Annotated in this window: 24 protein-coding genes and 4 tRNA genes; 12 read left to right on the forward strand and 16 right to left on the reverse strand. The window is 44.2% G+C overall.

Annotated features, from left to right (window positions below):
* The first annotated feature begins 41 nt into the window (after positions 1–41).
* From J4N23_RS06660 to J4N23_RS06680, 5 genes are all read left to right on the forward strand, one after another.
* Entirely contained in the window at positions 42–527 is a 486-nt protein-coding gene (locus tag J4N23_RS06660; protein WP_207426244.1) for a regulatory protein RecX, read from the forward strand.
* Positions 528–631: 104 nt separating this feature from the next.
* Positions 632–704: transfer RNA gene (locus tag J4N23_RS06665), tRNA-Gly, on the forward strand.
* 58 nt (positions 705–762) lie between these two features.
* Positions 763–851, forward strand: a tRNA-Leu gene (locus J4N23_RS06670).
* Positions 852–893: 42 nt separating this feature from the next.
* Positions 894–966, forward strand: a tRNA-Gly gene (locus tag J4N23_RS06675).
* 75 nt (positions 967–1,041) lie between these two features.
* A tRNA-Leu gene (locus J4N23_RS06680) sits at positions 1,042–1,127 on the forward strand.
* A gap of 29 nt (positions 1,128–1,156) precedes the next feature.
* Here J4N23_RS06680 and J4N23_RS06685 read toward each other — a convergent pair.
* Together J4N23_RS06685 and J4N23_RS06690 are read right to left on the reverse strand one after the other, a co-directional pair.
* Positions 1,157–2,023, reverse strand: coding sequence for a nucleoside phosphorylase (locus J4N23_RS06685; protein ID WP_207426245.1), 867 nt, complete (start codon positions 2,021–2,023; stop codon positions 1,157–1,159).
* On the reverse strand, positions 2,020–2,634 hold the full coding sequence (locus J4N23_RS06690; RefSeq protein ID WP_207426246.1) for a YigZ family protein: 615 nt from the start codon (positions 2,632–2,634) through the stop codon (positions 2,020–2,022). The genes J4N23_RS06685 and J4N23_RS06690 overlap by 4 nt, the downstream gene beginning before the upstream one ends.
* A 151-nt stretch (positions 2,635–2,785) precedes the next feature.
* On the opposite strand from J4N23_RS06690, the gene trxB reads away from it, so the two are divergent.
* From trxB to J4N23_RS06715, 5 genes are all read left to right on the forward strand, one after another.
* A complete protein-coding gene (gene trxB, locus J4N23_RS06695; protein WP_207426247.1) occupies positions 2,786–3,739 on the forward strand; it encodes a thioredoxin-disulfide reductase in 954 nt (317 codons plus the stop codon).
* Between the two features lie 83 nt (positions 3,740–3,822).
* A complete protein-coding gene (locus J4N23_RS06700; protein WP_207426248.1) occupies positions 3,823–3,945 on the forward strand; it encodes a 30S ribosomal protein THX in 123 nt (40 codons plus the stop codon).
* A 35-nt stretch (positions 3,946–3,980) separates the two neighbouring features.
* Positions 3,981–4,574: a DUF4230 domain-containing protein gene (locus J4N23_RS06705; RefSeq protein WP_207426249.1), complete on the forward strand. Its 594-nt coding sequence runs from the start codon at positions 3,981–3,983 to the stop codon at positions 4,572–4,574.
* A 22-nt stretch (positions 4,575–4,596) separates the two neighbouring features.
* Complete coding sequence (locus J4N23_RS06710; protein ID WP_207426250.1) at positions 4,597–5,112, forward strand: glycoside hydrolase family 20 zincin-like fold domain-containing protein; 516 nt, start codon at positions 4,597–4,599, stop codon at positions 5,110–5,112.
* Between the two features lie 77 nt (positions 5,113–5,189).
* The gene (locus J4N23_RS06715; protein ID WP_207426251.1) at positions 5,190–5,834 is read left to right on the forward strand and encodes a hypothetical protein; all 645 of its coding nucleotides are present in this window, start codon (positions 5,190–5,192) and stop codon (positions 5,832–5,834) included.
* Between the two features lie 22 nt (positions 5,835–5,856).
* Here the strand turns inward: J4N23_RS06715 and J4N23_RS06720 are convergent, their stop codons facing one another.
* From J4N23_RS06720 to opgC, 9 genes are all read right to left on the reverse strand, one after another.
* On the reverse strand, positions 5,857–6,978 hold the full coding sequence (locus J4N23_RS06720) for a DUF692 family multinuclear iron-containing protein (RefSeq protein ID WP_207426252.1): 1,122 nt from the start codon (positions 6,976–6,978) through the stop codon (positions 5,857–5,859).
* Positions 6,979–6,989: 11 nt separating this feature from the next.
* On the reverse strand, positions 6,990–7,154 hold the full coding sequence (locus J4N23_RS06725; protein ID WP_207426253.1) for a hypothetical protein: 165 nt from the start codon (positions 7,152–7,154) through the stop codon (positions 6,990–6,992).
* 85 nt (positions 7,155–7,239) lie between these two features.
* Positions 7,240–7,560 (reverse strand): metal-sulfur cluster assembly factor, encoded by a 321-nt coding sequence (locus J4N23_RS06730; protein ID WP_207426254.1) that lies wholly within the window; start codon positions 7,558–7,560, stop codon positions 7,240–7,242.
* On the reverse strand, positions 7,557–7,988 hold the full coding sequence (locus J4N23_RS06735) for a SufE family protein (RefSeq protein ID WP_207426255.1): 432 nt from the start codon (positions 7,986–7,988) through the stop codon (positions 7,557–7,559). Before J4N23_RS06735 ends, J4N23_RS06730 begins: the two co-directional genes overlap by 4 nt.
* A gap of 10 nt (positions 7,989–7,998) precedes the next feature.
* On the reverse strand, positions 7,999–9,252 hold the full coding sequence (locus tag J4N23_RS06740) for an aminotransferase class V-fold PLP-dependent enzyme (RefSeq protein ID WP_207426256.1): 1,254 nt from the start codon (positions 9,250–9,252) through the stop codon (positions 7,999–8,001).
* Positions 9,253–9,275: 23 nt separating this feature from the next.
* Positions 9,276–10,598, reverse strand: coding sequence for a Fe-S cluster assembly protein SufD (sufD, locus tag J4N23_RS06745; RefSeq protein WP_207426257.1), 1,323 nt, complete (start codon positions 10,596–10,598; stop codon positions 9,276–9,278).
* 57 nt (positions 10,599–10,655) lie between these two features.
* Entirely contained in the window at positions 10,656–11,411 is a 756-nt protein-coding gene (gene sufC / locus J4N23_RS06750) for a Fe-S cluster assembly ATPase SufC (RefSeq protein ID WP_207426258.1), read from the reverse strand.
* A 92-nt stretch (positions 11,412–11,503) separates the two neighbouring features.
* Positions 11,504–12,946: a Fe-S cluster assembly protein SufB gene (sufB, locus tag J4N23_RS06755; RefSeq protein ID WP_207426259.1), complete on the reverse strand. Its 1,443-nt coding sequence runs from the start codon at positions 12,944–12,946 to the stop codon at positions 11,504–11,506.
* 198 nt (positions 12,947–13,144) lie between these two features.
* The gene (gene opgC, locus J4N23_RS06760; RefSeq protein WP_207426260.1) at positions 13,145–14,245 is read right to left on the reverse strand and encodes an OpgC domain-containing protein; all 1,101 of its coding nucleotides are present in this window, start codon (positions 14,243–14,245) and stop codon (positions 13,145–13,147) included.
* Between the two features lie 198 nt (positions 14,246–14,443).
* On the opposite strand from opgC, the gene J4N23_RS06765 reads away from it, so the two are divergent.
* Positions 14,444–15,631, forward strand: a complete 1,188-nt coding sequence (locus J4N23_RS06765) for an MFS transporter (protein ID WP_207426261.1) — start codon at positions 14,444–14,446, stop codon at positions 15,629–15,631.
* Between the two features lie 11 nt (positions 15,632–15,642).
* On the opposite strand, the gene J4N23_RS06770 is transcribed toward J4N23_RS06765, so the two are convergent.
* On the reverse strand, positions 15,643–19,041 hold the full coding sequence (locus J4N23_RS06770) for a DEAD/DEAH box helicase (RefSeq protein WP_207426262.1): 3,399 nt from the start codon (positions 19,039–19,041) through the stop codon (positions 15,643–15,645).
* A 460-nt stretch (positions 19,042–19,501) separates the two neighbouring features.
* Between J4N23_RS06770 and J4N23_RS06775 the strand changes: the two genes are divergently transcribed.
* Positions 19,502–21,703, forward strand: coding sequence for a family 1 glycosylhydrolase (locus J4N23_RS06775; protein ID WP_207426263.1), 2,202 nt, complete (start codon positions 19,502–19,504; stop codon positions 21,701–21,703).
* A 514-nt stretch (positions 21,704–22,217) separates the two neighbouring features.
* On the opposite strand, the gene J4N23_RS06780 is transcribed toward J4N23_RS06775, so the two are convergent.
* From J4N23_RS06780 to J4N23_RS06795, 4 genes are all read right to left on the reverse strand, one after another.
* Positions 22,218–22,946 (reverse strand): acyl-CoA desaturase, encoded by a 729-nt coding sequence (locus J4N23_RS06780; RefSeq protein WP_207426264.1) that lies wholly within the window; start codon positions 22,944–22,946, stop codon positions 22,218–22,220.
* A gap of 107 nt (positions 22,947–23,053) precedes the next feature.
* On the reverse strand, positions 23,054–24,295 hold the full coding sequence (locus tag J4N23_RS06785) for a DEAD/DEAH box helicase (protein ID WP_207426265.1): 1,242 nt from the start codon (positions 24,293–24,295) through the stop codon (positions 23,054–23,056).
* 245 nt (positions 24,296–24,540) lie between these two features.
* Positions 24,541–24,696 (reverse strand): hypothetical protein, encoded by a 156-nt coding sequence (locus J4N23_RS06790; protein WP_207426266.1) that lies wholly within the window; start codon positions 24,694–24,696, stop codon positions 24,541–24,543.
* 246 nt (positions 24,697–24,942) lie between these two features.
* Entirely contained in the window at positions 24,943–25,233 is a 291-nt protein-coding gene (locus J4N23_RS06795; RefSeq protein WP_207426267.1) for a hypothetical protein, read from the reverse strand.
* Positions 25,234–25,626 lie beyond the last annotated feature (393 nt).

Raw genomic sequence — 25,626 nt, forward strand, 5'->3', positions numbered from 1 at the left:
ATTTTTATCTTTTGTGTGATATTTTTGACAGGATTTTTAAGATGGCGAACACAGATCAAACACTGCCCCTGGATAGGAAAACTGCACTGGCAAAGCTGGAAGCTTACTGTGCCTATCAGGAACGCTCGCAGCAGGAAGTGCGCGACAAGTTGTTTGGATACGGCTTGCGGTCGGCAGAAGTGGAGGAGCTAATTGTGGAGTTAATTCAGAACAATTTTTTAAATGAAGAACGTTTTGCCATGGCTTACGCATCCGGAAAGTTTAATATGAAGGGCTGGGGCAGGATGAAAATTAAGCAGGGACTGAAGTTCAAAAGGGTGTCGGACCGCTTAATAGCAAAAGCACTTCAGTCCATCGACGACAGCGAGTATTTTAAAAAACTTCAGCTTCTGCTCGAGAAAAAGGAGAGACTATTAGTGGAGAAAGACCAGCGAAAGAAGCAGTATAAGCTATTGCAATACGGTCTGGGCAAGGGCTATGAAAAAGATTTAATTTTAACCGCTCTGAATTCCAGAGAATTACTCTGAACTGCCCGAAGAAATCAGAAAAAAATTACAAATCTATTGACAGGAGTGGTTTTCTCCCTATATTTGCATCACCAAAACGCAAAAGCAATATTGCTTAGCATTTTGCGAAAGTAGCTCAGTTGGTAGAGCACAACCTTGCCAAGGTTGGGGTCGCGAGTTCGAATCTCGTCTTTCGCTCTAACAACATCCCTTCTCAAAAGGAAGGGATTTGAAATTTAAAAGGTTTCTAAAACCTGCTCGGGTGGTGGAACTGGTAGACACGCAGGACTTAAAATCCTGTGACCCTTAAAGGTCGTGCGGGTTCGATTCCCGCCCCGAGTACCAGTTAAAAAAAGGCTCAAACCTTTATACGTTCTGAAATTGTATGCGAAAGTAGCTCAGTTGGTAGAGCACAACCTTGCCAAGGTTGGGGTCGCGAGTTCGAATCTCGTCTTTCGCTCTTTAATATCCCTTCCCAAACGAAGGGATTTTGTTTTTATAAGGTTCTCGTTCTGTTTTCAAGCAGAACATGCCTGCTCGGGTGGTGGAACTGGTAGACACGCAGGACTTAAAATCCTGTGACCCTTAAAGGTCGTGCGGGTTCGATTCCCGCCCCGAGTACTGCTTAGAAAAAGTCAGCAATAAGAGTGCTATACTAGTTTTTTCAATGTCAGTCCAATAGCTCTGCTGATCGTCTGTTGCGGATTTTTACTGAATTCGTTTGTGATCCTGTTTGCCAGGATGGCGTTTACGGAGAGTGCTTCATGGCCTAATACCTTCGCCAGCGCGTAAAGTCCTGCTGTTTCCATTTCCAGATTGGTAATAGTTGCACCCTGATGCTCAAAGTCGCTAAGATGCTGAATCAGGTCGTTTACCCGATTTTTAGCACGAACCAGTCGACCCTGTGGGGCATAAAAGCCCGGTGTCGTTACCGTGATTCCTTTCGAGACGCCTGTTCCAAATTCCACTAACAGTCTTTTGCTAGCTCTGCAAACATAAGGCGAGATTCCGGGAAGGCTTGAAAGATGCTCGCTGAAGGCTTGTTTCAGGCCGAGTTCTTCCTCCGAGTCTTCCATCTCATAGTAGTGCATCAGAGAATCAAGACCGACAGCATATTCAGAAACCAAGACACTGTCAACGGGAACTGAGGACTGAAGGGCTCCACTGGTGCCTATTCTTACAATGGTCAAACTCTTCTTTTCCGCTTTTGGCTCTCGTGTTTCCAGATCAATGTTCACTAAGGCGTCCAGTTCATTTAATACAATATCAATATTGTCTGTGCCAATACCGGTCGAGATAACTGAAATCCTCTTCCTTCCGATATAGCCAGTATGCGTAACGAACTCTCTTTTACTTTTCTTTATTTCGATCGTATCGAAGAAGAACGAAACCTCTGCCACCCGATCCTGATCACCAACGGTAATAATGGTATCGGCAATGTCTTCCGGTAGCAAATTTAGATGATAGACGCTGCCATCAGGATTAAGGATCAGATCAGTAGAGGCGATTTTACTCATATTGTAGATATATAGCGTAGTTTCAGACTTTCTATTTTTTCAAATTTTCCCAATGTGCTGTTTAATTGCGACTTTGGGATTTCTATCTCAGCTGTGCAGATGTTTTCAAACTCTTGTCGCCGGATCTTCAGATTTTCATCCTTGATCGTTTTCATTACGACATTCATCTGCAGGTAATCAAAGGTGATCGAATACACATCCTTAATGCTTAGTTCTATTACCTCGGCCAGCTTCAAGGCTTCTGCCGTCGCTGTCTTGTAGGCATTGATCAGTCCGGGAACTCCTAAAAGTGTTCCCCCGAAGTACCTCACCACTACTACGCAGATGTTTGTTAAATCGTTCGAAAGTATTACGTTTAGAATAGGGCGGCCGGCTGTACCGGATGGCTCACCATCATCATTGAGACGAAAAACATTGCGATCAGGACTAAGCCTCAAAGCCCAGCAGTGATGCCTTGCCTTCGGATGTTCTTCTTTTAGCTGCGACACATGCATCTTCGCCTGCTCTTCTGACCTCACAGGGAAAGCATATGCAATAAATTTGCTGCCGCGATCTCGAAAAATGCCTTCAAGGGGCTTCTCTATGGTTTTATACTTGTCGTCAAAAAGCATCAGGCAATGATAGGAAAAATGACCCGCCCGGTATAAAAACAGCCCACGAAAACTTCAAAATATAAACAAAGAGTCAAATAAGACGAACAAATGGGTCAGGGCTTTGCAGGGCTTTTCGAAACTTGTAAATTAGCCCTTCCAAAAAAATATTATGTCTCAGGAAACCGAACACGTACAATGCTTGATAATTGGTTCCGGGCCGGCTGGTTATACGGCTGCTATTTATGCTGCCAGGGCTGATCTGAAACCTGTTCTATACACCGGAATTGTTCCGGGTGGACAACTTACACAAACAACAGATGTTGAAAATTTTCCGGGTTATCCTGAAGGAATTATGGGCCCTGAAATGATGGAGGATTTTCGTAAACAAGCCGAACGGTTTGGTACAGACATTCGCTTCGGTTATGTTACCTCTGTTGATTTTTCCGGCCCGCCGCACACGGTGGTAATCGATGAAAATAAAGTTATAACTGCTGATACAGTAATCATCGCCACAGGTGCAACAGCAAAATGGTTAGGGTTAGAAAGCGAGCAGAAATATAACGGATTCGGCGTCTCTGCCTGCGCTGTATGCGATGGTTTCTTCTTCCGAAATCAGGATGTAGCTATTGTAGGTGCGGGCGACACTGCGGCGGAGGAAGCTACTTACCTGGCGAAGTTGTGCAACAAGGTGCACATGATCGTACGCCGGGATGAATTCCGTGCGTCTAAAGCAATGGTTAACCGGGTGTTGAACACGAAAAATATAGAGATTCACTACGAGTCAGAAACACAGGAGATCCTTGGCAACGGACAAACCGTAACCGGAGTTCTTATCAAGAATAAGAAAACAGGTGTTGAAACCACCCTGGATGTCACTGGCTTTTTTGTTGCCATCGGGCACAAGCCCAATACCGAGATCTTTAAAGGTTGGCTGGACATGGACGAGACCGGCTATCTGATCACCAAACCGGGTACTCCGCTTACTAACGTAGAAGGGGTGTTTGCTTCGGGAGACGTGCAGGACAAGCATTACCGCCAGGCCATTACCGCTGCAGGAAGTGGCTGTATGGCCGCTTTAGAGGCAGAGCGCTACCTTGCAGCGAAAGAGGACGTGGTTGCTTAGTCGTTTGATAGCGAGGTAGCTAAACTCCTTGAAAACATTCTTAAACGGCTTATTGTTAAAAATAATCATTTAATGTTTTCACTATGGGAAAAGGCGATATCAAAACAAAACGAGGAAAAATCACCAACAAATCATTTGGTAAGAAAAGACCTCACAAGTTGGAGAAAAAGTCCGGCTCTGTTGAGCAGGAAAAAAAATTAGAGTAAAAGTGCCATAAAGGCACTTTTTTCGTTATATACCTATGATTGGTAAATTACTTCGTATACGTACTGCCATAATTCTTGTCATCTCCATCATCACCATTCTCTTTCTAGTTTTTCTGTTCTTCTTTATCAAAAGACAATTTTCTGTTACCCGTACGGAGATAACAGAGGACGTGATCATTGAAAAGATTTCGAATATCGGCAGGCTGGAGCTGGTGAAATATTCCATGAAAGATGTCATTGAAAAAAAGGAAGTGCGGCCGATCTTACCTGATAAAAGGATCCTGTTCGTAGCTGCAGGCGAGGTGACGGGGTGTATTGACCTGACCAAGATGACCAAGGAAGATATAAAAGCTACCGGAGATTCTGTGACCGTATTTCTCCCTCAACCGGAGATTTGCTATACCAAACTCGATCACCAGCGGTCTAAGGTCTACGAGCTGTCGGGCGTATGGTCTCCGAATGATCGTCAGGCTATGATAGAGGAAATTTATAAGCTGGCAGAGCAGCGTCTTCAGAAAAATGCGCAGGAAATGAATGTTTTGGGCAAAACCAGGGAAAATGCGCATGTTATATTTAAGCCGATGCTGGAGAATATTTCAGGTAAAAAAGTAGGAATTCAATTTCGGTAATTTTGCTAAACTAATGTTCAGGATGATGAATAAAATCTCTGCCCTGTTCGCTCTTTTAGAGCTTTTTGTGGTATCTGGTTTTGCTCAGGATAATGCCAGAAATAGCTTCCTTGCTTCCGTAGGGAAAGAGGAGGAGATGGAGAAATGCGGATTTGTCGTCAATGCAGAAACGGCTATCCTGTTTGAATCGAAAGAAGAAGAGCAGGTCGCCCGACTTTTCCAGGAAATGTTGAAACAGAATTACGGGCTTGACCTTGTTCTCGCCAAGGCGTTTATAAAGCCTCCTGCAAGTATCATTCGTTTTAGTTCGGCCTATACGGGGGATGCTGAGGGCTATCATCTTACCATTAATCCTGATCAGGTGAACCTTGCTGCTAAAGGCGACGGGTTACTCTACGGAACGCAGACGCTTCTTCAATTGTTTCCTGCTGCCAAGAGCTTGCAATTGGAGTTGCCCTGTCTGGAGGTTCTGGATCAGGCAAGCGGGGAGAAGGGAAATCGAAAAGCCGGAGTTCAGAAGCTTTACTTTCCTCAATAGAACCGGGTTGCAGATGAGTACAAAAGTGGCGCTGATTTTCTGTCAAATAAGTATATTGGCGCTTCAAACCTAGAATAATGAGATTTACGATCATTGCAGGAGCATTTCTCGCACTAACTATAGCTGCTTGCAGCAATTCTGACCAGCCTAAGGATCAGGGCTTGGCGCAACAAGAAGGACAAAATAAGGAGGCAATTTCAGGTATAGGTGGTCCTTTTCGCTTTCATAAAGCCATTGAAGTAAAGCCTGGATTGACCTTTGACGTGGTGAGCTGGGGAAGGGGATCGGAGCACGTAGGCTCGTACCTGATTCTTCGTTCTGACTCGAGCCGTTTAAAATACAGAACTACTTCCGGCGAGCTAGAGGGCACCATTGTGGATGCCTGGAATATGGATATGGACTCGGACGGAAATCCGGAGATATTTATCCAGTCAAAGGGAGAAGACAAGGATTCGTACCTGAATATGTATGTATATGAGTTTAATGATTCAGGATCAGCTCAGGAGCTTCGGTTTCCAGATTTAACTTCTTCTACCAAACGGACCTATCAGGGAAAAGATTCTGTGTATATCAAGGAAGGAAGTTTGTACCGGGAGTTTCCGGTGTTTGATGAAGCGGATACCGCGGCCACCAATCCTACAGGAAAAAAAGTGCTTGAGTATGTGCTAAGAGGAAGCAGCTTTTCTGTGAAAGAAGTAAAGGAAGAGGATCAGAAGAAATAAGCCTAAATTTACTCATTTAAGGTCATTTCCATTTATTGGCCAGTGCCACAGCTGTTTCTAACATCCAGGGCTTCCAACTCTCTATATTCCAATCCGACTTAGAAAGGGACGAATGCTGGACACGGGAATAGGTTTCAGCATAGCTGGAGGAAGTTTCAAGAATCTCAGAAAGCTCTAATTGTTGCTGATAAAGCGCCTCGTCTTCCACAGGCTGCGCTTCCAACAAAATGTCCTCAGGAAGAAATCTGTTGACCGGAGCGGCCCCTTCTAACTGAACAGCCCGTTTTACGATTGCCTCCATCTTCAAAAAATCAGCGTAAAAGCCGGTTTTACTTTCAGCCGTCTTCAAACCGGCGCCCACTTGCTCCATCACCACGTACTTCAGTTCAGGGCATTTAGGGATGGCGAGTTCCAATAGTTGGAATACCTCTTCAGGTACGAGATCATCGTGGGTGTCACGCCGGATCTGTCTATTGGTTAAATGTTCGGAGCTTTCCCAGCTACCTCCGGAAATATGAATCTCACGGACCCGATGCAGGGGATACAGCTGGATCAGCTGGTCGAAATCAAGCTGGAAATTATGAAGTTGACAAAAAAGGTTGTGAAGATCCAGGATGATAAAACCGTTGATCGGTTCCACAAGCTTCTCGAGAAATGCTCCTTGCCGTTGAACATCGTCTAAGGAAAAAGCAAAAGCTAAATTCTCTAATCCTATTGGGCAATGACAGGCCTCCTGAATACGTGCAAGCCGGTCGCGGCCTATTGCCAGGGTTTTTTCATTGCATGGGATGTTGAGCGGCGCACCGTGATGGAAGTTAGGACCGGTCATGAAGCCGAAGTGCTCGGTAATGTGGTCGAATTTTAGGTGAGAAGCTGTTTGACGGAGCTGCTTTAGCCATTCTTTCTGCTCCGGCAGAAACCGGCCGGAAAATATAGAGAAGAAGACGCCGTGGCCGATCAGCCTGTTTTCCTTACTGTAAGTATGCAGAAGCTCCTGAAACCAGTCAGGAACCTCTGCAATTTTGTACAGGGCATCAAACGACCATTCGATAGCTTCTACTCTTGACTCTGCCAGGAGAGGGATTGTGGCGGCAAGAATATCCCTGTCGAGGTTGCAAGCTACAGAAGAATAGACCGTCTTCATTCAAAAAACACTTATCCCATGCCACAGGCAGGGCAGGGATCTGAAGTCGTTTTTGTCGTTTTTTCTTTAGCCGCTTGTTCCTGCTCAGGACTTGCTTCGTCCTCGGCCTCACAACTGGTAGTTTGCAGGGTGACACCCAGTAAGATCGCCCCCAAAAGTGCTTTAGGTAATTTCATAAGAGTCTTTTTTTAACCCTTACGGAACAGAATAGAAAAGCGATACAAGGGGAAAAGCTTTTATCCTTACAAAATTAGTGAAGGACTATAAAAAGCCTAATTCCAACTTTGCTTCTTCGCTCATCATTTCCCGATCCCAGGGTGGGTCGAAGGTTATTTCCACCCGTACTTCTTTCACTTCTTCGAGCTCGCCCACTTTTTCCTGAACGTCGCGAAGGATCTGATCTGCTGCGGGACAAGCAGGAGCCGTCAGGGTCATGGTGATTTTAGCAATTCCGTTTTCTTCGGTTAGCAGTTCATAAACCAGTCCTAGTTCGAAGATATCTACCGGTATTTCAGGGTCAAAGACCTCCTTCAGCTTATCAATTACTTTATCTTTTATTCCTAGTTTATCGATCACTATCATGTCGGCATCTTTTTAGTACTAGCCAGGGCCAGCGCGTATAACTTGATTTGCTTCACCATTGCGAGTAAGCCATTAGAGCGGGTAGGAGACAGGTGTTCTTTTAAGCCAATCCGATCAATGAAGTATAGCTCTGCATCCCGGATCTCTTCCGGTGTGTATCCCGATAGCACTCTGACAATAAGTCCCACCAAACCTTTAGAGATAATGGCGTCGCTATCTGCATAAAAGATCAGCTTCCCGTCCTTATACTCAGGAAACAACCAAACTTTTGATTGGCAGCCTTTAATAATATACTGATCTTGTTTTAGTTTCGGATCCATTTCGGGCAGTTCCTTTGCTTCCTCGATAATGTGTTCGTACTTGTCCATCCAGTCGCCAAGGAACTCGAATTCTTCTATCAGCTCGTCTTGTTTTTCGTTAATCGTCATCCTGATCTTTTTATACCAGCATTTTTATTGCTCTTCTAAGGCTCTCCAAAAACTTGTCGATTTCTTCCATGGTGTTGTAGACAGCAAAGGAAGCGCGCACAGTTCCAGGGATACAGAAGAAGTCCATAATAGGCTGGGTACAATGGTGCCCGGTCCTTACCGCTATTCCCATTTTATCAAGCAACACACCTACATCATAAGGGTGGGCTCCGCGAATATTGAGCGAAAGAGAACTTGCTTTGGCTTTTGCTGTTCCGATAATCTGTACTTCAGGTAGTTGTAATACCTGTTCTGTCGCATATTTTAGTAGTCCCGCTTCAAACCTGGCGATTTCATTTATCCCAATTTCCCGGATAAAATCTACCGCTGCTTTTAATGTAATGGCTCCCTCGATGTGTGGCGTCCCTGCTTCGAATTTAAAAGGAAGGTCGTTGTATTCCGTCTTAACGAAAGTGACCGTTTTAATCATGTCACCCCCTCCCTGATACGGAGGAATTTTATTCAGCCATTCTTCCTTCCCGTAAAGGACACCGATTCCGGTAGGACCGTACATTTTATGTCCGGAAAAGACGAGAAAGTCGCAATCGAGACTTTGAACATCTATGGGAATATGGTGAACAGCCTGGGCAGCGTCGATTAGTACGGCGCTTCCGTTTTTGTGGGCCAGTTCTATAATTTCCTTCACGGGATTGATAGTTCCGAGCGTGTTGGAAACATAACTCACTGCCACGATTTTTACTGTTTCGTCCAGAAGCTTTTCAAACTCATCAAGAATGATTTCACCGTTTTCGTCGATAGGGATTACCTTGAGCGTGGCATTCCGCTTCTCGCAAAGCATCTGCCAGGGCACGATATTCGAATGGTGTTCCAGTGAGGTAATGACAACAGAGTCTCCCTCGTTCACCGCATAACGACCGAAACAATCTGCTACAAGGTTGATACCTTCAGTCGTTCCTTTGGTAAAGATTACTTCTTTAGATTGCCTCGCATTGATAAATTCCGCTATCGTATTCCGGCTTATTTCATATGCATCTGTCGCCTTCTGACTAAGATAATGTACCCCCCTGTGAATATTACTGTTCATCTCCACGTAATACTTGTTGGTGGCATGGATCACCTTCCATGGCTTTTGAGTGGTAGCTGCATTGTCCAAATAGATCAGCGGCTTTCCAAACACGTCCTGATGTAAAGCAGGAAATTCATGGCGTACGGGAGCACCCTGATATTCAAGATATGAATAATTTATTTCTGACTTAATTTCCATTAGTCTCCTTTCTGATGATCCGGTTAGGCGGTTACGAGGCTGTCCGTATCCAACTTAGCTTGCAATAGCTGAAGCACGTATTCCTGCAGTGCCTTTATTGGTATTCGGGAATGCACGTCCAGAACAAAGGCCTCTATCAGCATTTTTCTTGCTCTTTCTTCACTAATTCCGCGTGTTTTTAAATAGAAAAGCGCCTGCTCATCTATCTGCCCGACAGTAGATCCATGTGAACATTTCACGTCATCCGCAAATATCTCGAGCTGAGGTTTGCTATTAATGGTAGCCTGATCGCTCAAGAGGATATTGTTGTTCTGTTGAAAAGCATTTGTTTTTTGTGCATCCAGACGTACAAATATCTTCCCATTAAACACCCCATGGGAGCGATCCATCATGATTCCTTTATAGAGCTCCATGCTGTTTGAGTTGGGCATTTGATGATCAACCACCGTATGATTATCTACGTGTTGTGTTCCATTTGTAATGTATGAACCTAGTAGATTGGTCTCAGTAACGCTGCCTTTCAACCTGCAGTTAAAGTTGTTGCGGATGAAAGCTGCGTTCCCCAGCGCAAGATTAGAATTGTTATATACACTTGTCTTAAATTGCTCCACCTCGCGATGATGAATCAAGTTCAGGTCTTCTGCGGCGGCGTTAATGAGATGGGTATGCAATACAGCCGACTGCGCAACTTGAACTTCACTCACGTAACTCGCAAGGACAGACGCTTGTCCATCTGAGTGGAAGGTTTCAATTAGCGTCGACTCGCTCAATTCCTCTGCAATAACCAGCAAGCGGTAAGGAATAATGGAAGGAGAGCCGGCTTCACTGAACTTGTGGATCAGATGGATCGGCTTTTCGATCAGTTTTTTCGCTTTGACGTGCAGCACATAGAAGTTTTTGAAGAACGCTGTATTGAACGCAAGCATAGCGTTGTTATCATCCACTGCTATGCTTCCTAACAGCTGCGAGTAGGAGGGATTAGCAAGGGCTGCCTGTGTGTCCAGGAAGATAAGCCCCTCCGGCAGCACATCGCTCTGTTCTATTGCGAGGACGCCATTGATAAGGACCAGCCGGCAGGCATCTAAGCCAGCAATGGATTCCTCAGCTTTTGCAAACGAGATACTTGGTGGCCGTAGGCTGAAGTCTTGCTTTAGAATTCGGTTGAGGTTCGTGAAACGCCACTCCTCGTCTTTAATAGATGGAAACCCCTTCCGACTAAAGACCTGAAACGCTGCCGCTCGTTTGGCAAGCAAAGTTTCGTCCTCGAAAGACCGTTCCGGAAGATGATCTTTTTCGAAGCTTTCTATAAGCGATTGATATGTTGAATTAAATATTCCCTGTTCCATTCTTTTACTCTTGGAGTTAAATCAAAAAGAGTTAGGTCGGTGATTGTCTGGAAGTCCTTAACCTCCTACGACTTCCTCGCGCAACCAGTCGTAACCTTTCTCCTCCAGTTGCAGTGCGAGATCCTTGCTGCCAGATTTGACGATTCTGCCTTCGAACAGGATATGTACCACATCCGGGACAATATAGTCGAGCAAACGCTGATAGTGAGTAATCACCAGAAAAGCATTTTGTTCTGAGCGTAGTTTGTTGACACCTGCAGCCACTACCCGTAGCGCGTCGATATCCAATCCTGAATCTGTTTCATCCAGAATAGCCAGCTTTGGCTCGAGCATAGCCAACTGTAAGATCTCATTACGTTTTTTCTCGCCGCCAGAAAATCCTTCATTAACTGAACGGTTCACGAGCGAAGTTTTAAGTTCCACCAGTTCCTGCTTTTGCTTAAGCAACTGCATAAACTCTTTCGCTGAAAGGGGAGGCAGACCTTTATGAGTCCGTATTTCTTCGAGTGCAGTTTTAAGGAATGTCATATTGGACACGCCAGGGATTTCCACGGGGTATTGAAAGGCTAGAAATAGTCCTTCCCGCGCGCGTTCCTCAGGAGCAAGGTCGAGCAGGTCCTTACCTTCAAAAAGAGCTTCCCCGCCGGTAATTTCAAAGCCTGGATTGCCTGCCAGCACGGAAGCTAAGGTACTTTTCCCAGAACCATTCGGGCCCATAATTGCATGGATTTCGCCCGCTTTAATTTCCAGGTCGATACCTTTCAGTATCTCTTTGTCGTCAACTTTCGCCTGTAAGTTTTTTATCTTTAACATAGCTTATATTAATTTTAAAGGCCAGAATGACGCTTGTGTCGTTGCATTCTGGTTTTGATAACGAACATATTTATTCCCTTCCGGGAGCGTCTTTATCCTACACTTCCATCCAGTGAAACTGCCAGCAACTTCCTGGCCTCTACAGCAAACTCCATGGGCAGCTTATTTAAAACTTCACTTGCATACCCGTTTACAATTAAGGCTACTGCTTTCTCTGTATCGATACCTCTCTGATTTAAATAGAAGATCTGGTCTTCTGCAATTTTAGAAGTGGTAGCCTCATGTTCTATCACCGAAGAGCTGTTCCGGTTCTCAATGTAAGGAAAAGTATGGGCGCCACAACGGTCACCTATCAGTAGCGAATCGCACTGGGTAAAATTCCTGGATCCAGGCGCCGAGGCGTGGATGCTTACCTGCCCCCGGTAGCTATTGTGGCTGTTACCTGCGGAGATTCCTTTTGAGATGATCCTGCTGCGTGTGTTCTTGCCCAGGTGGATCATTTTAGTACCGGTATCGGCCAATTGCTTGTTTCTGGTCAAGGCCACCGAATAAAATTCACCTACCGAATTGTCGCCTTTCAGGATTACGCTAGGATACTTCCAGGTAATCGCAGAACCGGTTTCAACCTGCGTCCAGGAGATCTTCGAGTTTTTTCCTTTGCAGATCCCACGCTTGGTAACAAAGTTATAGATACCGCCTTTCCCTTCTTTATCTCCGGGATACCAATTCTGGACTGTCGAGTATTTTATTTCAGCGTTATCTAAAGCTATAAGCTCCACCACTGCCGCATGCAATTGGTTCTCGTCGCGCATAGGAGCAGTACATCCTTCAAGATAGCTGACATAACTTCCTTCGTCGGCTACGAGTAAGGTTCGTTCAAACTGCCCCGTATTCTGCGAGTTGATGCGGAAATAGGTAGACAACTCCATCGGACATCGAACACCTTTTGGTATGTAGGCAAAAGAGCCGTCGGAAAACACTGCTGCATTTAAGGCCGCAAAGACATTATCTGTTTGTGGTACTACAGTTCCCAGGTATTTTTTCACCAGTTCAGGATGATTTTGGACCGCTTCCCCGAATGAACAGAAGATAATACCCTGCTCTGCAAGTTTCTCCCGGAATGTTGTTGCCACCGACACGCTGTCAAAAACAGCGTCTACTGCTACTCCCGATAGTAATTTCTGTTCTTCCAGCGGAATGCCTAACTTATTAAAAGTGTCTAGCAACTCTGGGTCCACCTCATCGAGACTTTTTAGCTGATTTTTCTTTGGCGCAGCGAAATAGGAAATGCCCTGGAAATCAATTTCAGGCATTGGAAAGTTCTGCCAATCCGGCATAGACATCTGCAGGAAATGCTTGAAAGCCTTCAATCGCCACTCAAGCATCCATTCAGGTTCGTTTTTCTTTTCGGATATATAGCGTATGGTGTCTTCATTTAGCCCTTTAGGGGCCAATTCCATCTCTATGTTAGTAGTAAATCCGTAGTCATACTCATTGGTCGCCAATGTCGACAATAAGTGTTCATCTTTACTCATTATGTACTCCCTTTCTTTACAGCCTTCCCGGCTGCAGTTGATGATTAAATTAGTAACACATCCAAGCCATTTATGGTTGAATGTTTTTCTGCAATATAGGTAGCAATAGCCGTTCCTTAATTCACCGGAAAGTCGGTTTTTTGCAAGGACAGTGTCAAGAAAGGTAGCCGTAACTCCTGTTTTATGTGTCGTTTACCTTCACGACTTTTTCCTGATTCTGCTGAACACCATCGGAACCAGATACAGAGAGGGCAGGAGCACAAAAATGATTAGCGTAGTTGAGATAGGGTATAAATGCAGTCGATGAAGCGCTCCAAAGTTGTATAAAGAATTGAGATAGATGAACAAAGGCTTAAACAGAATGACGAGCACAACATGGAAGGAGAATACTTCAAGAGAATATCTGCCAATAAGGCAAACCGGCCTGAAAGTAAACCAAGACGTGTATTTAGCAGATATAAAATAAATTATGTAGGCGATGGCAGAAAAGTTTAACAATCTCAGGGGACGCAAGTGACCTTTATCCGTTAGTTGAGCTATTAAATTCTGGGAAAGGCCTAAATGAGTTCCAAAAACTTTTAATACAAAGAATACGAGGGCTGTAAAGATGGCAACCCTAAAGATGTTTTTATTACTTTTTAGTATTCCGAGTTGTTGGTGATAAGTAAGATATCCAAGGTGAAGCCCAATCAAAAACAAAAGTTGCCAACAGAAAGCATTAAAAATGCCGTAATGCACCCCTGGAAGTAAATTAGTGATAGGATCAGTGATGCTGCTGCTTGCAACAAGGTAAACCAGCCCTGAAACAATTAGAATCGGCACTGCCCTTGCACGACTAAATTGTTTTATAGCAAAAGGTACAAGTAGCAGAAAAAGCGCATACATGGGTAGTATATCCAAAAATGGCGGCTGGTATAAAAGGACGCTCCCTAAAAGAAGTTGCCTGATAGGGTCTTCAAAAGATAAGTGCCGTTCTTTCCAATAAAGCTGCATAGGGTCGGAACTCAAAATCACCAGCATAGTGAATAGGAAGAGGGCAAGGTGATAGCCGTAAACTTTTACCGCCCTACTGATTGCAGACTTTTTTATAAATGCTTCTCCTTTTGTAGCGAATTTGTAAGAATAAACAAGACCCGCAGTTAGTCCTGAAATAAAAACAAAGGCTTCTGCCGAAGTTACCCAGCCAAAGGATTGGAAGGTGAAATCGCGAATGATACTCTTTTGATTAAGTAAGTGATTGAAACTAATTAATATGAGGAAAAAGCCTCTAAAAAAGTCCAACTGATAATTTCTCTCCACGGTAGAAAATGATTTATCTCCACAACAACCTTATTTTCTACATTGTTTGCAAAGAGTTCGAGATCAACTAACAGTTTAGCAAAACACGTCTATCAGCTGAAAACAAGAAAAACAGGCTAGTGTAATAATTGAAGCAATTTTGGTAAGAGAAAATTGAGATGCCTACCTTCGCGGCCTAAAGTGTAAAAGGTACAATAAGTGAAAAGAAAATTACTACCGCTGGCGGCAGGGGGACTGGGGATCGGGACTACCGAATTTGTAATGATGGGTGTTCTTCCAGATGTAGCGAAGGAGTTTGCTATCTCTATTCCTGATGCTGGCCATATGATTTCAGCCTATGCATTGGGGGTTGTTATTGGTGCTCCTACATTAGTAGTCGCCAGCAGCAGAATGGCTCCTAAAAAGATTCTGCTTGGTTTGATGTTGCTATTTACCATTTTTAATTCCATGTCGGCATTTGCTCCAAACAGCGCCATACTGTTCATTTCGAGGTTGCTGGCGGGCTTACCTCACGGGGCATTTTTTGGGGTCGGCTCCGTGGTTGCCAGTCGTTTGGCTGAAAAAGGGAAGCAGGCACAAGCAATATCAACGATGTTTAGTGGCTTAACTATCGCCAACCTGTTAACTGTCCCTCTGGGCACGTACATTGGTCACGAATACTCCTGGCGATATACTTTCGGCGGCATAGGATTAATTGGGTTGCTTACCGTGGCATCTATTTACTTTTTTCTCCCCTCGATTCCACCTGGCAGGACGAAAAGTGTCGCGGCAGAACTGCGGGTGTTCAAGAAGATAGAGCCCTGGTTGATTTTTATGATCACGGCGATCGGTACAGGCGGTTTGTTCTGCTGGATCAGCTACATAGCACCATTAATGACCGAAGTCGCTAATTTCTCTGCGTCGGCGGTTCCCTATATTTTAATGATTGCAGGGTTGGGAATGGTAGTTGGGAATATTGTAGGTGGAAAGCTGGCCGATAGCCTGAAGCCGCTCAGTGCCTGCATTGTTTTGCTTATCGCGATGGCCATTACCTTACTGCTTATCTACTTTTTCTCAGGTAGTCAAATTCTTTCCGTGCTTTTTACCTTCATCGCCGGCAGTTGTTCTCTCGCTCTGGCAGCTCCGATACAAATGCTGATGATTGAGAATTCAAAAGGTGCAGAGATGATAGGAGCTTCTATTACTCAGGCTGCTTTCAACCTTGGCAATGCACTCGGTGCTTTCTTGGGCGGCTTACCAATCGCAGCAGGCCTGGGTTACACTTCACCATCAATGGTCGGAATGATAATGGCACTGGGAGGAGTGGGGTTTGCCTGGCTGATGATCTTTAGACAAAAACGAGATTCAGAGGGAGCACCTGGTTCTCAACCTGAAACATTGATATAGGTTGGCCGACCCTACCGTAGGCTTTTAGGAACAGTGGGGCTAAGCAGTTTCAGCAGATCTTGTTTAGTAAGGGATTGGAAGAAAGAACCTTCAGCGTCAATAAGCTTTTCAGCAAGCAGGCTCTTGCTTTCCTGTAGCTGTAGGATTTTCTCTTCCACGGTGTTGGGACAGATCATTCTTACCGCCACTACTTTTTTCTTTTGTCCGATACGGTATACCCGGTCGATGGCCTGACTTTCAACAGCAGGATTCCACCAGGGGTCTAGCAGGTACACGTAGTCAGCTTTTGTTAGGTTTAGTCCTGTTCCTCCAGCTTTCAGGCTGACTAAAAATACCCTAACACCTGCGTTGTTTTGAAACGCTTCCACTGCACTTTGTCGGTCTCTGGTTGCTCCAGAAAGGTAACTAAAGCTGATATTTCTTTTCTCCAACTCTTTTTTTACAAGATCCAGCATCGTAACAAATTGCGAGAATACGAGGATTTTATGATTATTGGATTTGGCAGAAATCTGTTCGAGCAGCGCTTCTATTTTCGAAGATCCGATCTCGTCCAGCATGGGTTCATGTAAGAGAAGAGGAGAATCGCAGATCTGCCGTAATTTCGTAAGACTCCTTAATACATGTATTGCGTTTTTAGCGATATCGTCATTAGGAATGCCCTCGATGTAGTCTCTGATCTCTTGTTCATAGCGCTCATAAACCTTACGTTGAGGCTCCTGCATCTCGCAATACAAGATCATCTCCGTCTTTTCCGGCAGCTCGGCAGCGACTTGCTTTTTAGTTCTTCTGAGGATGAATGGTTTGATTAGATTTTGTAGTTCTGTGGCTCTGGTACGATCTTCAAATTTATCTATCGGAGTGGAATATACATCCCGGAAATACTGTTTGCTTCCCAATAGGCCAGGACAAGCAAACGAAAGTTGAGCGTATAAATCGAAGGTGTTGTTTTCAACAGGCGTGCCTGTTAAAATGATTCGATTCCTTGCTTTTAGGAGGCGGGCAGCCTTGTAACGCTGCGACTCGGGGTTTTTTATGTTTTGTGATTCGTCCAGGACTGCATAATTAAAATCAAACTTCTTTAGGATATTAATATCGGAAAGAAGGGTTCCGTAGGTGGTTATTACAATGTCGTAATCAGCTAACGAACTGATTTCTGTCACTCTTCCGGCTCCATGCAAGGTATACGCCGTTAGGTCAGGGGCAAACTTCGCAATCTCCTGCTGCCAGTTAAAAATCAGCGATGTAGGCACTACAAGCAGGTTGCAGGATGGACCTCTTTTTTGCTTCTGAAGTAGGATAAAAGCAATTACCTGAACCGTTTTCCCGAGTCCCATGTCGTCTGCCAGACAAGCGCCGAAATTATAGTCGTCCAGGAAATTAAGCCAGTTTAGTCCCTGTTGCTGATACTCTCTCAACTCCCCGCGGAAACCAGCTGGAACTTCTACTTCTTTTATCGATTCAAAACTGTTCAATGAATGATGCAGTTCATCCAGTTCTATTCGGATGTCGTTCGGTAGTACTTCCTCCTCAAATAGCTGGTTGATCAACAGGAAGTTGGATTTCGGGATGGCAAATGCGTCGTCCATGTAGTCGGTCGCATCGAAAAAGCGCTTTAACTTCTCAAGCCATTCATCCGGCAGGAGTCCCAGGGTCCCGTCATCCAGCTGAACGTACTTGCTCTTATTCTTGACCGCCTTTTGAATTTGTTTCAAGCTCGCCTTTTTCTTCCCGTATTTAACCTCGACATCTACGTTGAACCAGTTCAGACCGCTTTTTATTTGAACGCCCACCTTCGCCTTGTACTGACTAAGTTTGTTGTTTCTGATCTTGTTAAAGCCCAACACTTCAATGCCCATTTTTTCCCACTCTTCGAACGCGTTTAGAAACCAGTCTTCCTGCAAAAAGCGATCTTTCCGCAAGTAGAAGTAGGGGATGCCGTCTTCCAACTGCTCCAGGAAATTCGGATGTTGTCGGGCTAATTGAGATATAAACTCGAACTCAGCCTGATTGTCGCGTTGCACATAAAAAGCATCTCCATGGATGCCGGAAGCGTAAATTTGTCTTCGGCTTAAGATTGCTATTTCCTCCCGCCCATACCGCATTACCGGCTCCAGATCAATATAGGGATCAGAATCAGTGAGGTAAACGAGTTTCCTCGGCGGCTCGTCGAAGCTATTTTCTTTGAGCTGTTCAGCTGTGGCCGGCTTCAGGTAAGTGTAGCGAACGCTGACGTCCTCCTCAAGTTTGGCTAAGAAGCTTTCCCTGAATTCAGCAAACTTGCTTTCGTGGACTTTCAGTTCGTAATCGTTCTGCTTAAATAGGGTAAAAAGCTTTAGCGTGTTCAGGTTGCCAATCAAATGGAGCTCGCCCCCCAAATCCACAAAGTAGTCAAACTTTAGCTCCACATCTTCCAAAGGTGTGTTGATATCATTTATTGAAATCCAAGCTCTTATTGTGTGAAATGCTCCCTCTTTTGATACGGACAATTTGAGGTCGCTTAAAACCTCCCCAAAATGCATCTGCTTCAAAGCTTTTGGTATCAACCCTTCTGATATGTTAAGGAAGTGTTGATAGATTCTCAGGTTTAGCGGGTTTTTTAAGATCAGTTTAAGGCCATCAATCAAAAATTGCGACGGTTCTTTTTGCACCGGGTTTTCAAATAGAGAGACGGCGGTGTAAAACTTCGCTTCGGCCGGGTCTTCAGCCTTCCATACAAATTCTGCAGAAGCAAGTTGCTGTATCGGCGCTCTTATTTTTCCGCTAGCGGTTATTTCTGCCTCAGCTAGCTGAACCAGCAGGTGCCTGTAATATTTGTGCTGCCTCAGCACCAGGAAATGCTCTTTTTTTTCGGTGTCGGCATTAAGAAGCCGGGCTGGTTTATGCGCTTTCGTAAGCTGTTCCCGGAGTTGCAGGTTGCTCTCTTTTGTTACTGGTATCAGTCCTTTTAAACGAGGTTTTATGGACAATCGATCGCTTGCTAATGCTAGTTCAAAATATTGCTCCAGTTCCTTCTCATTCTCGAGGCCGTATGGTTCAGCGAATTTTTTAAGCTTTTCATTTCGTACCTGTTTATCGAAGAATAATCTTAAATCAGGCTTTTTGACTATATTATAAAGGGCTTTGGCCTGAAACTGGCAGAGCTTTGGACCTGAAAAACTACAGCTGCAACCTACCAGCAGACTTTCCTCCCGAATGGTGACGGTCACCGCAACAGGGTTTGGTAACGACTGGTCGATAAAGAAAATTGAATCGATCTCGGCTTCTTCGGCCACCAAGTCGGTGAGCGATCGCGGAGAAGGATAGAAAGCCTCGGCACCGTGAATTTGAATATAAACCTCGTTCAATAATTGTATATCAAAAGGTGCGATAACAGTGCGGTGCTGTTCCAGGCTTGTCCTTTGCTCGTTCATCCTCTCCAAATATGCGATCAAATTTTGAATGAATCTTTGTCTTTGTGTTTTTAATTCTTAGCGAATGAATTGACTTTATGGCTATGTCTTGAAATTGAGCACCGCTAGTTTCGCGATTTCCGTATTTATCCTCGTGCCGGCAGGTATAATCACGTGTTTTAGCCGTTATTCTACCCGAATTTGCCTGAAAGTTGCTGAATGGTAGCTTGATTGATACAGCAATAGTAGCTCCTGCTCGAGGATACGAGGAGCATAGGTGTTAACTAATTGTTGTGTTATGAAGAAGATCAGTGTTAGAAAGCAAACCTTCCCGAAATGTTATAGTGAGATAGATAATCGCCAGATTTGTCAGACTTTCCTTTCTCTCCCTTGTAAACTTAAACTTTCCTTTTTGTGCACATGATCTGCCACAACTCGTCTGACGTCCAATTAATCAAATTAACTACTTAGTCCTGAATTTATGGAGCAAAATGATCATATACAGGTTTGGGGTGGAATAGAGTCTACCATAAACCGGGTAAAAGATACCTATTTAGACCAGCTTGAGTATTGCGGTCACTATGATAGAGAAACAGATTTGGATTTGATTCACTCGCTTGGCATAAAAATGCTTAGGTACCCAATTTTGTGGGAGAAGCATCAGCCGGAGCCAACTACAGTAATAGATTGGAGCTTCGCCGATAGGAGACTGAACCGGTTGCGAGAGCTCGAAATTACGCCGATCGTCGGGCTCGTTCATCACGGCAGTGGTCCCAGGTATGTGAACTTTTTCGACGGTACATTTGAAGAGGGGTTGGCGGCATATGCAAAACTGGTAGCCGAAAGATTTCCCTGGGCTGAATACTACACGCCGGTGAATGAACCTCTTACCACGGCACGCTTTTGTGGTCTTTACGGACACTGGTACCCTCATAAAAGGGACAATTATAGCTTTTTTAAGGTGTTGCTAAGCGAGTGCAAGGCAACGGTGCTGGCTATGGAAACGATCCGAAAAATCAATCCGGAAGCGAAGCTCATCCAGACGGAAGACCTTGGAAAGTGCCACGCGACCCCCTTGCTACAGTACCAAGCTGATTTAGAAAATGAACGCAGATGGGTTTCTTATGAGCTCCTGAGTGGAAAGCTCACCCCCGATAAGGTAATGTGGAAGTACATGGTTGATTCGGGGATTGATGAAAGCGAATTACATTTTTTTCTCGAGCATAATTGTCCACCCTACATCTGCGGCTTTAATTATTACTTGACATCCGAAAGGTATTTGGACGAGAAGCTGAGCAGGTATCCTGAACAGTATCACGGTGGTAACGGGCGACATTCCTATGCAGATATAGAAACGGTATTAGTTGATTTGGATGTAAAGACGGGCCCATCAGTATTGCTCAAGGAAGCCTGGGAACGACTGCAATTGCCTCTTGCTATCACGGAGTGCCACCTTCATAGTAAAAGGGAGGAGCAGATGCGGTGGTTTAACGAGATGTGGAAAACGTTGAATCAGTTGAAGGCTGAAGGGGTTGATATTAGAGCTATTACCGCTTGGGCACTGTTTGGATTATATGGTTGGAACAGCTTGGTTACCCGTCCATGGGGCGACTATGAGCCGGGAGTATTTAATCTCAGTTCGGGAACTCCTAGGCCTACGGCTCTTGCCACATTTCTGAAGATGCTGAACAGAAATAATGCGTACGAGCATCCCGTGCTGGAAGGACAGGGCTGGTGGAAGAGCGAAAAGCGCCGAATCTATTACTCAAGTCGGCAGTCGCTCAAGTTAAACACGGCAAAGGTTGCTCCGAGTTGTCGACCGGTTCTGATTGTGGGTAAAACAGGAACTCTTGGCTACGCTTTCCAAAAGATCGCAGAAGGAAGAAATATTCATTTCATTGCTACATCCCGTGGGGATATGAGTATCACCGATAGGGAACAGATCGAAGCAACCATGCGCAAATTTAATCCCTGGGCAATCATTAATGCTGCTGGCTTTGTAGATGTTGACGCCGCAGAGACGATGGAGGAGGATTGCCTGGCAGCAAATTGTATTGGACCCGTACTGCTTGCCGATTTATGCAAGAAATATGGAATAAAGTTCCTGTCGTTTTCCTCCGATTTGGTTTTTGATGGAGAAAAAAATGAACCTTATCTTGAGAGCGATGCCCCTAATCCCCTTAACGTTTATGGCCGGAGTAAAGCGCTGGCCGAGCAAGAAATGCTTGCTGTAAACCCTGACTCCTTAATTGTGAGAACGAGCAGCTTCTTTGGGCCTTGGGATAAGCATAACTTCGCTACAAGTCTTATCGTAAGTTTAAAAAACAACAGAACGGTTCAGGCTCCTACCGACATTTGTGTATCTCCAACTTACGTTCCCGATTTGGTGAATGAATGTTATAATTTATTGCTTGACGATGAGAGTGGTATCTTTCATCTCGTGAATCAACAGGGGGAAATGAGCTGGTACGAATTTGCTAGAAAAGTAGCGGAAACGGCAGGGCTTGACAGTTCGCTCGTCAGGTGGAACAAATTGAGTAGAATGACGTCCAAGGCAGAACGCCCCAGGTACTCAGCACTGGGCAGCGAGAAAGGCATTAAACTTCCCACTTTTGATGATGCCTTGTTGCGATACTTAGAGGCGGTAGAGAATGCCTATTTCAGTCGCAAAAAGGTAGGATAAAGATTGTAGCGGGATTTAACCCGCTACATAAATTCATTCAACTAGCTCGTCTCAGGGTAGAGCTGACTCTCCGAATTTATTGACAAAGCAAGCATACTTTCAAGATCGCCGCCGGAAGAGACTTCTGATGGTCTTCTTCTACAACCAGTAATGGCCCAAGAGGGGTTTAGTCCGCGCTCCACAACAGCGCCGCAGAGGCTCCGCCGAAAAGCAGGTTTTAGCGGAGCCTTTGCAGTAATGGTACCGTAGCGCTGCGCCGCTGGCCATACTCCGACCAGGTGCGAACCGTTGAATGCTGAAGGTGTGAAAATGGTTATAGCAGGATGAGATGGGTCGGCTGCTTAAGTTCATTTTTACCTAGCTGCTTATTTCCTTTTTTCTTTTGCTTGTTCTTTTCAAGTTGCTTTTTGTAAAAGAAGCTTTTGACTTTCCCATAATTAGAACAGTAAATGAATAGAAGAAGAGTTGACTCCCCAAAAAAAAGACCGCCATAATCAATATGGCGGTCTTTTCTCTAGCTTTTTCGTAGCCTGATGATTTTACTCCAGTGAAGAAGTTTGATAATCGGAAATACAGGATCGACCTCGAACCATCGTTGTGCAAAATTAGCGCTGTTGGGATGTCGGTGGTGGTTGTTTTGAAACAGCTCACCAAGCATTAAAAAGTCAATTGGACTTGTGTTTTTGGAATGATCGTCGTTGTTAAAATTTGAATAACCGTATTTGTGACCACACCAGTTTACTATTGCACCTTGAATAGGGCCAATCATAAAATGAATCGGCAATAAAAGGAACATCCAGTAAGAGGATGCGAAGGCGAGATAAAAACAAAAGTACCCAATGCCAAACAATAATCTTGATGGGATGCTGGATCCTATTCGGTCTATAAGAGGCCATTGAGGGAAATTCCCGGCAGGCTTATCAGCATCACTTTTAGACCTTTTTACATGATCCCGATAAGTGAGCACTGTTGCTCGCGTCATCTGAAACACATCCTTAAAAAAGTGCGGTGAGTGAGGGTCTTTTTCCGTGTCGCTGAAAGCGTGATGATCCCTGTGCATAGTGGCGTAGGCAAAAGGATTCAAAAAGGAGGAGCCCTGAAAAATGTAAGTCATGAGGTAAAATGCCTTTTCCCAAAAATTGCTCATGCTAAATACCTTGTGGGATGCGTAGCGATGAAGGAAAAACGTTTGGAAAAATAAGGATAAAAACCAGTGGCTAATTAAAAATATGAGGATATACATGCATTGATGGATTGGCTGAACTAAAGGACTTCCAGAACAGGCGGGTAAATAAATTATCAAAGCGGTAAACGAGGGCGAGCCCAGGTTTTACCGCTTTGTGTGGTCTTTTAGTTGCTTGCGAAAGCCTTTTTCTTCGGACGGAAAGGGCGTCTTTTAGCGTTTTTTCCTTTGTTTGCTGCTGGTTTTGCAGGAGCGTGCGTCATCGCCCTGCCAACAACAAAGTAGGGATGGTTGTCTACCACAGGAATTGTCTGTGAGGTAATTTTATTGATATCTCTTAGATACTCCTGTTCTTCCAGGTCACAAAAAGAAATAGCGGTACCTGAATTTCCAGCGCGACCAGTCCGGCCAATCCGGTGGACGTATGTTTCCGGTTGGTTCGGCAGTTCAAAATTAATTACGTATTTGAGTTCTTCTACGTCAATTCCCCTTGCCGCAATATCAGTTGCTACCAACACCCTGATTGCCCCGGATTTGAAATTAGTTAATGCCTTCTGTCTCGCATTTTGCGATTTGTTTCCGTGAATTGCATCGGCAGAAACATTAGCTCGATTTAATAATTTCGCTAATTTGTCTGCTCCAAATTTAGTCCGCGTAAAAACAAGGATATTTTCCATCTCTTTGTTGTCAAGAAGATGCAACAGCAGAGATGCCTTGTCTTTTTTATCTACAGGATAAACAGACTGGCTGATTTTTTCAGCAGTTGAAGAGACAGGTGTCACTTCAACCTTTGACGGATTTCGAAGTATCGAATTAGCAAGTCCGGCAATTTCCGACGGCATTGTGGCCGAAAATAGCAACGTCTGTCTTTTAGCAGGAAGTTTGGCAATTACCTTCTTCACATCGTTAATAAAACCCATGTCCAGCATTCGGTCCGCTTCATCAAGTACAAAAAGCTGGATATGTTGGAGATTTATTGCCTTTTGCGCCATAAGGTCAAGCAGTCTTCCTGGTGTCGCCACCAAAATATCTGTACCACTACGCAAACTGTTAATTTGATTGAACGCGGAAACGCCTCCAAAAATAACCAGGTGCTTTAAAGATGTATGTTTTCCGTAAGCTTCAAAACTTTCACTAATTTGAATAGCCAGCTCTCTGGTTGGCGTTAATATCAGCGCTCTGATCTCCTTTCTTGCAGCTTGCTTTGTCCGGTCGGAGTCAAGCAGATGTAAAATGGGAAGTGCAAAGGCCGCCGTTTTACCAGTGCCCGTCTGAGCACAACCTAAGAGATCTTTTCTTTCAAGAATAACAGGTATGGATTGTTCCTGGATAGGAGTAGGTTGCGTGTACCCCTCCGCTTTAAGCGCCTTCAGAATAGAAGGGCTTAGATTTAACTTTTCAAATGACAAATTGTATTGTATTAAATTTAAAATTGTAACTACCAGATGATAAACAAGAGGGAGTTAATGCTGGTGCTCAATAAGAGCGGTACAATTGGATAGGAGATTATTTGCTCAACTAAACGAGAGTATTCACAAATATAACTTTAATATTTTACTTTTCCTACTAATACTTGTGCCTTCTTAGGGAGAGAGCACTTCATTAAGTTGATGACCGGTTTCGAAGCTCCAACTGATCTGCGGTAATAGGGATGCTATTCTTCCTCGTCGAGGTTCCCTATGAAGTCGTCATCGTCGAAGATTTCTTTTTCGAGCTGCTCTTCGTATTCTTCAAGCTCGGTTTTCTCCGGGTTGCTAATCAAGTCCTCCTCATCGGGATCAACGCTTGAAATATGCTGCTTTGTTAACATCTGTTTTTAGATAAAACAGAAGGAAAACATTTTTGGTTTGCTGATTTCTTTTTTGGCTGACGAGGCTGCTCCGAGAGCAATAGGTCTATTTCTGAATCACTTAAATAAAAAAGTTTGAAAAAGGCCTTGTGGCACATAGTTAACTTTCGGATATTTGTTTTACATCCTACATCTTAACTATGAAAAAATCCTCGAAACCTTTTCGGGGGTTTTCTTTTGTTCAAATGTTGTATTTCTGGAGTGTAATTAAAGCCGCTTAATGCTATTAATCCTTTTTGCTACCTCTTTTCCAAGTTCATCCAGCCATTGGGGATTGCCTTTACTGTGTAATCGGCACGACAATATTCCATTTTGCTCACGAGTGCAATGAACAATTACTTCTTTTTCTTTTATAAATACCTCATAGTCACTGTCCGTTATTTTTCGCACTGAAGCATTTAATGTAAATCCGCCTTTGCTGTGATGGGTAATTTCAAATGCGATAGGCTCTCCTGAGCCAGTCCGCCGTGAGGCTGTAGCCAGATCAATATTAGTCATGTTTTTAATAAGGGTGGTGTAGTATGAAATTAGCGATAAAAGCTAGATTAAGAAAAACTTTTTTAAGGATACAATTTTGTTGAGGTTGTCTCGAGGGTTAATCTGGGAAGAGGGAATTAGTTCTTTATAGACAAATACCTGTACGCATCTCCAGGCACTGAACTTCGGCAACGCGACAAAAAAAAGCCCGGCGTTTATGGGAAACATCCGGGCAACCTAAACCTTATCACAATTTTGTGAGCTGCAAATATAGATTGGAAAGCAGCGTAAATTATCAGACTATTGCAATAATGGTAATAAGGTGTAAAATACGTGAATGTAGAAATTTCGAGAACAAATTTTGGGTGAAACGTTTTTTACCTTAAACTATGAAAACCCGCTTATCTATTAAAT

Origin of the sequence: Pedobacter sp. SYSU D00535, assembly GCF_017355855.1 — a bacterium.
Classification (GTDB): domain Bacteria; phylum Bacteroidota; class Bacteroidia; order Sphingobacteriales; family Sphingobacteriaceae; genus Desertivirga.

Excerpts from the sequence above, each read along its gene's own strand:
- J4N23_RS06795 (WP_207426267.1), bottom strand. The coding sequence starts at position 25,233 with ATGACTAATATTGATCTGGCTACAGCCTCACGGCGGACTGGCTCAGGA.
- J4N23_RS06780 (WP_207426264.1), bottom strand. The coding sequence starts at position 22,946 with ATGTATATCCTCATATTTTTAATTAGCCACTGGTTTTTATCCTTATTT.
- J4N23_RS06725 (WP_207426253.1), bottom strand. The coding sequence starts at position 7,154 with ATGAAATTACCTAAAGCACTTTTGGGGGCGATCTTACTGGGTGTCACC.
- sufD (WP_207426257.1), bottom strand. The coding sequence starts at position 10,598 with ATGGAACAGGGAATATTTAATTCAACATATCAATCGCTTATAGAAAGC.
- J4N23_RS06660 (WP_207426244.1), top strand. The coding sequence starts at position 42 with ATGGCGAACACAGATCAAACACTGCCCCTGGATAGGAAAACTGCACTG.
- J4N23_RS06705 (WP_207426249.1), top strand. The coding sequence starts at position 3,981 with ATGATTGGTAAATTACTTCGTATACGTACTGCCATAATTCTTGTCATC.
- J4N23_RS06685 (WP_207426245.1), bottom strand. The coding sequence starts at position 2,023 with ATGAGTAAAATCGCCTCTACTGATCTGATCCTTAATCCTGATGGCAGC.
- J4N23_RS06720 (WP_207426252.1), bottom strand. The coding sequence starts at position 6,978 with ATGAAGACGGTCTATTCTTCTGTAGCTTGCAACCTCGACAGGGATATT.
- J4N23_RS06735 (WP_207426255.1), bottom strand. The coding sequence starts at position 7,988 with ATGACGATTAACGAAAAACAAGACGAGCTGATAGAAGAATTCGAGTTC.
- J4N23_RS06740 (WP_207426256.1), bottom strand. The coding sequence starts at position 9,252 with ATGGAAATTAAGTCAGAAATAAATTATTCATATCTTGAATATCAGGGT.
- J4N23_RS06715 (WP_207426251.1), top strand. The coding sequence starts at position 5,190 with ATGAGATTTACGATCATTGCAGGAGCATTTCTCGCACTAACTATAGCT.
- J4N23_RS06775 (WP_207426263.1), top strand. The coding sequence starts at position 19,502 with ATGGAGCAAAATGATCATATACAGGTTTGGGGTGGAATAGAGTCTACC.
- trxB (WP_207426247.1), top strand. The coding sequence starts at position 2,786 with ATGTCTCAGGAAACCGAACACGTACAATGCTTGATAATTGGTTCCGGG.
- J4N23_RS06710 (WP_207426250.1), top strand. The coding sequence starts at position 4,597 with ATGATGAATAAAATCTCTGCCCTGTTCGCTCTTTTAGAGCTTTTTGTG.
- J4N23_RS06730 (WP_207426254.1), bottom strand. The coding sequence starts at position 7,560 with ATGATAGTGATCGATAAACTAGGAATAAAAGATAAAGTAATTGATAAG.
- sufB (WP_207426259.1), bottom strand. The coding sequence starts at position 12,946 with ATGAGTAAAGATGAACACTTATTGTCGACATTGGCGACCAATGAGTAT.
- J4N23_RS06770 (WP_207426262.1), bottom strand. The coding sequence starts at position 19,041 with ATGAACGAGCAAAGGACAAGCCTGGAACAGCACCGCACTGTTATCGCA.
- sufC (WP_207426258.1), bottom strand. The coding sequence starts at position 11,411 with ATGTTAAAGATAAAAAACTTACAGGCGAAAGTTGACGACAAAGAGATA.
- J4N23_RS06690 (WP_207426246.1), bottom strand. The coding sequence starts at position 2,634 with ATGCTTTTTGACGACAAGTATAAAACCATAGAGAAGCCCCTTGAAGGC.
- J4N23_RS06700 (WP_207426248.1), top strand. The coding sequence starts at position 3,823 with ATGGGAAAAGGCGATATCAAAACAAAACGAGGAAAAATCACCAACAAA.
- J4N23_RS06790 (WP_207426266.1), bottom strand. The coding sequence starts at position 24,696 with ATGTTAACAAAGCAGCATATTTCAAGCGTTGATCCCGATGAGGAGGAC.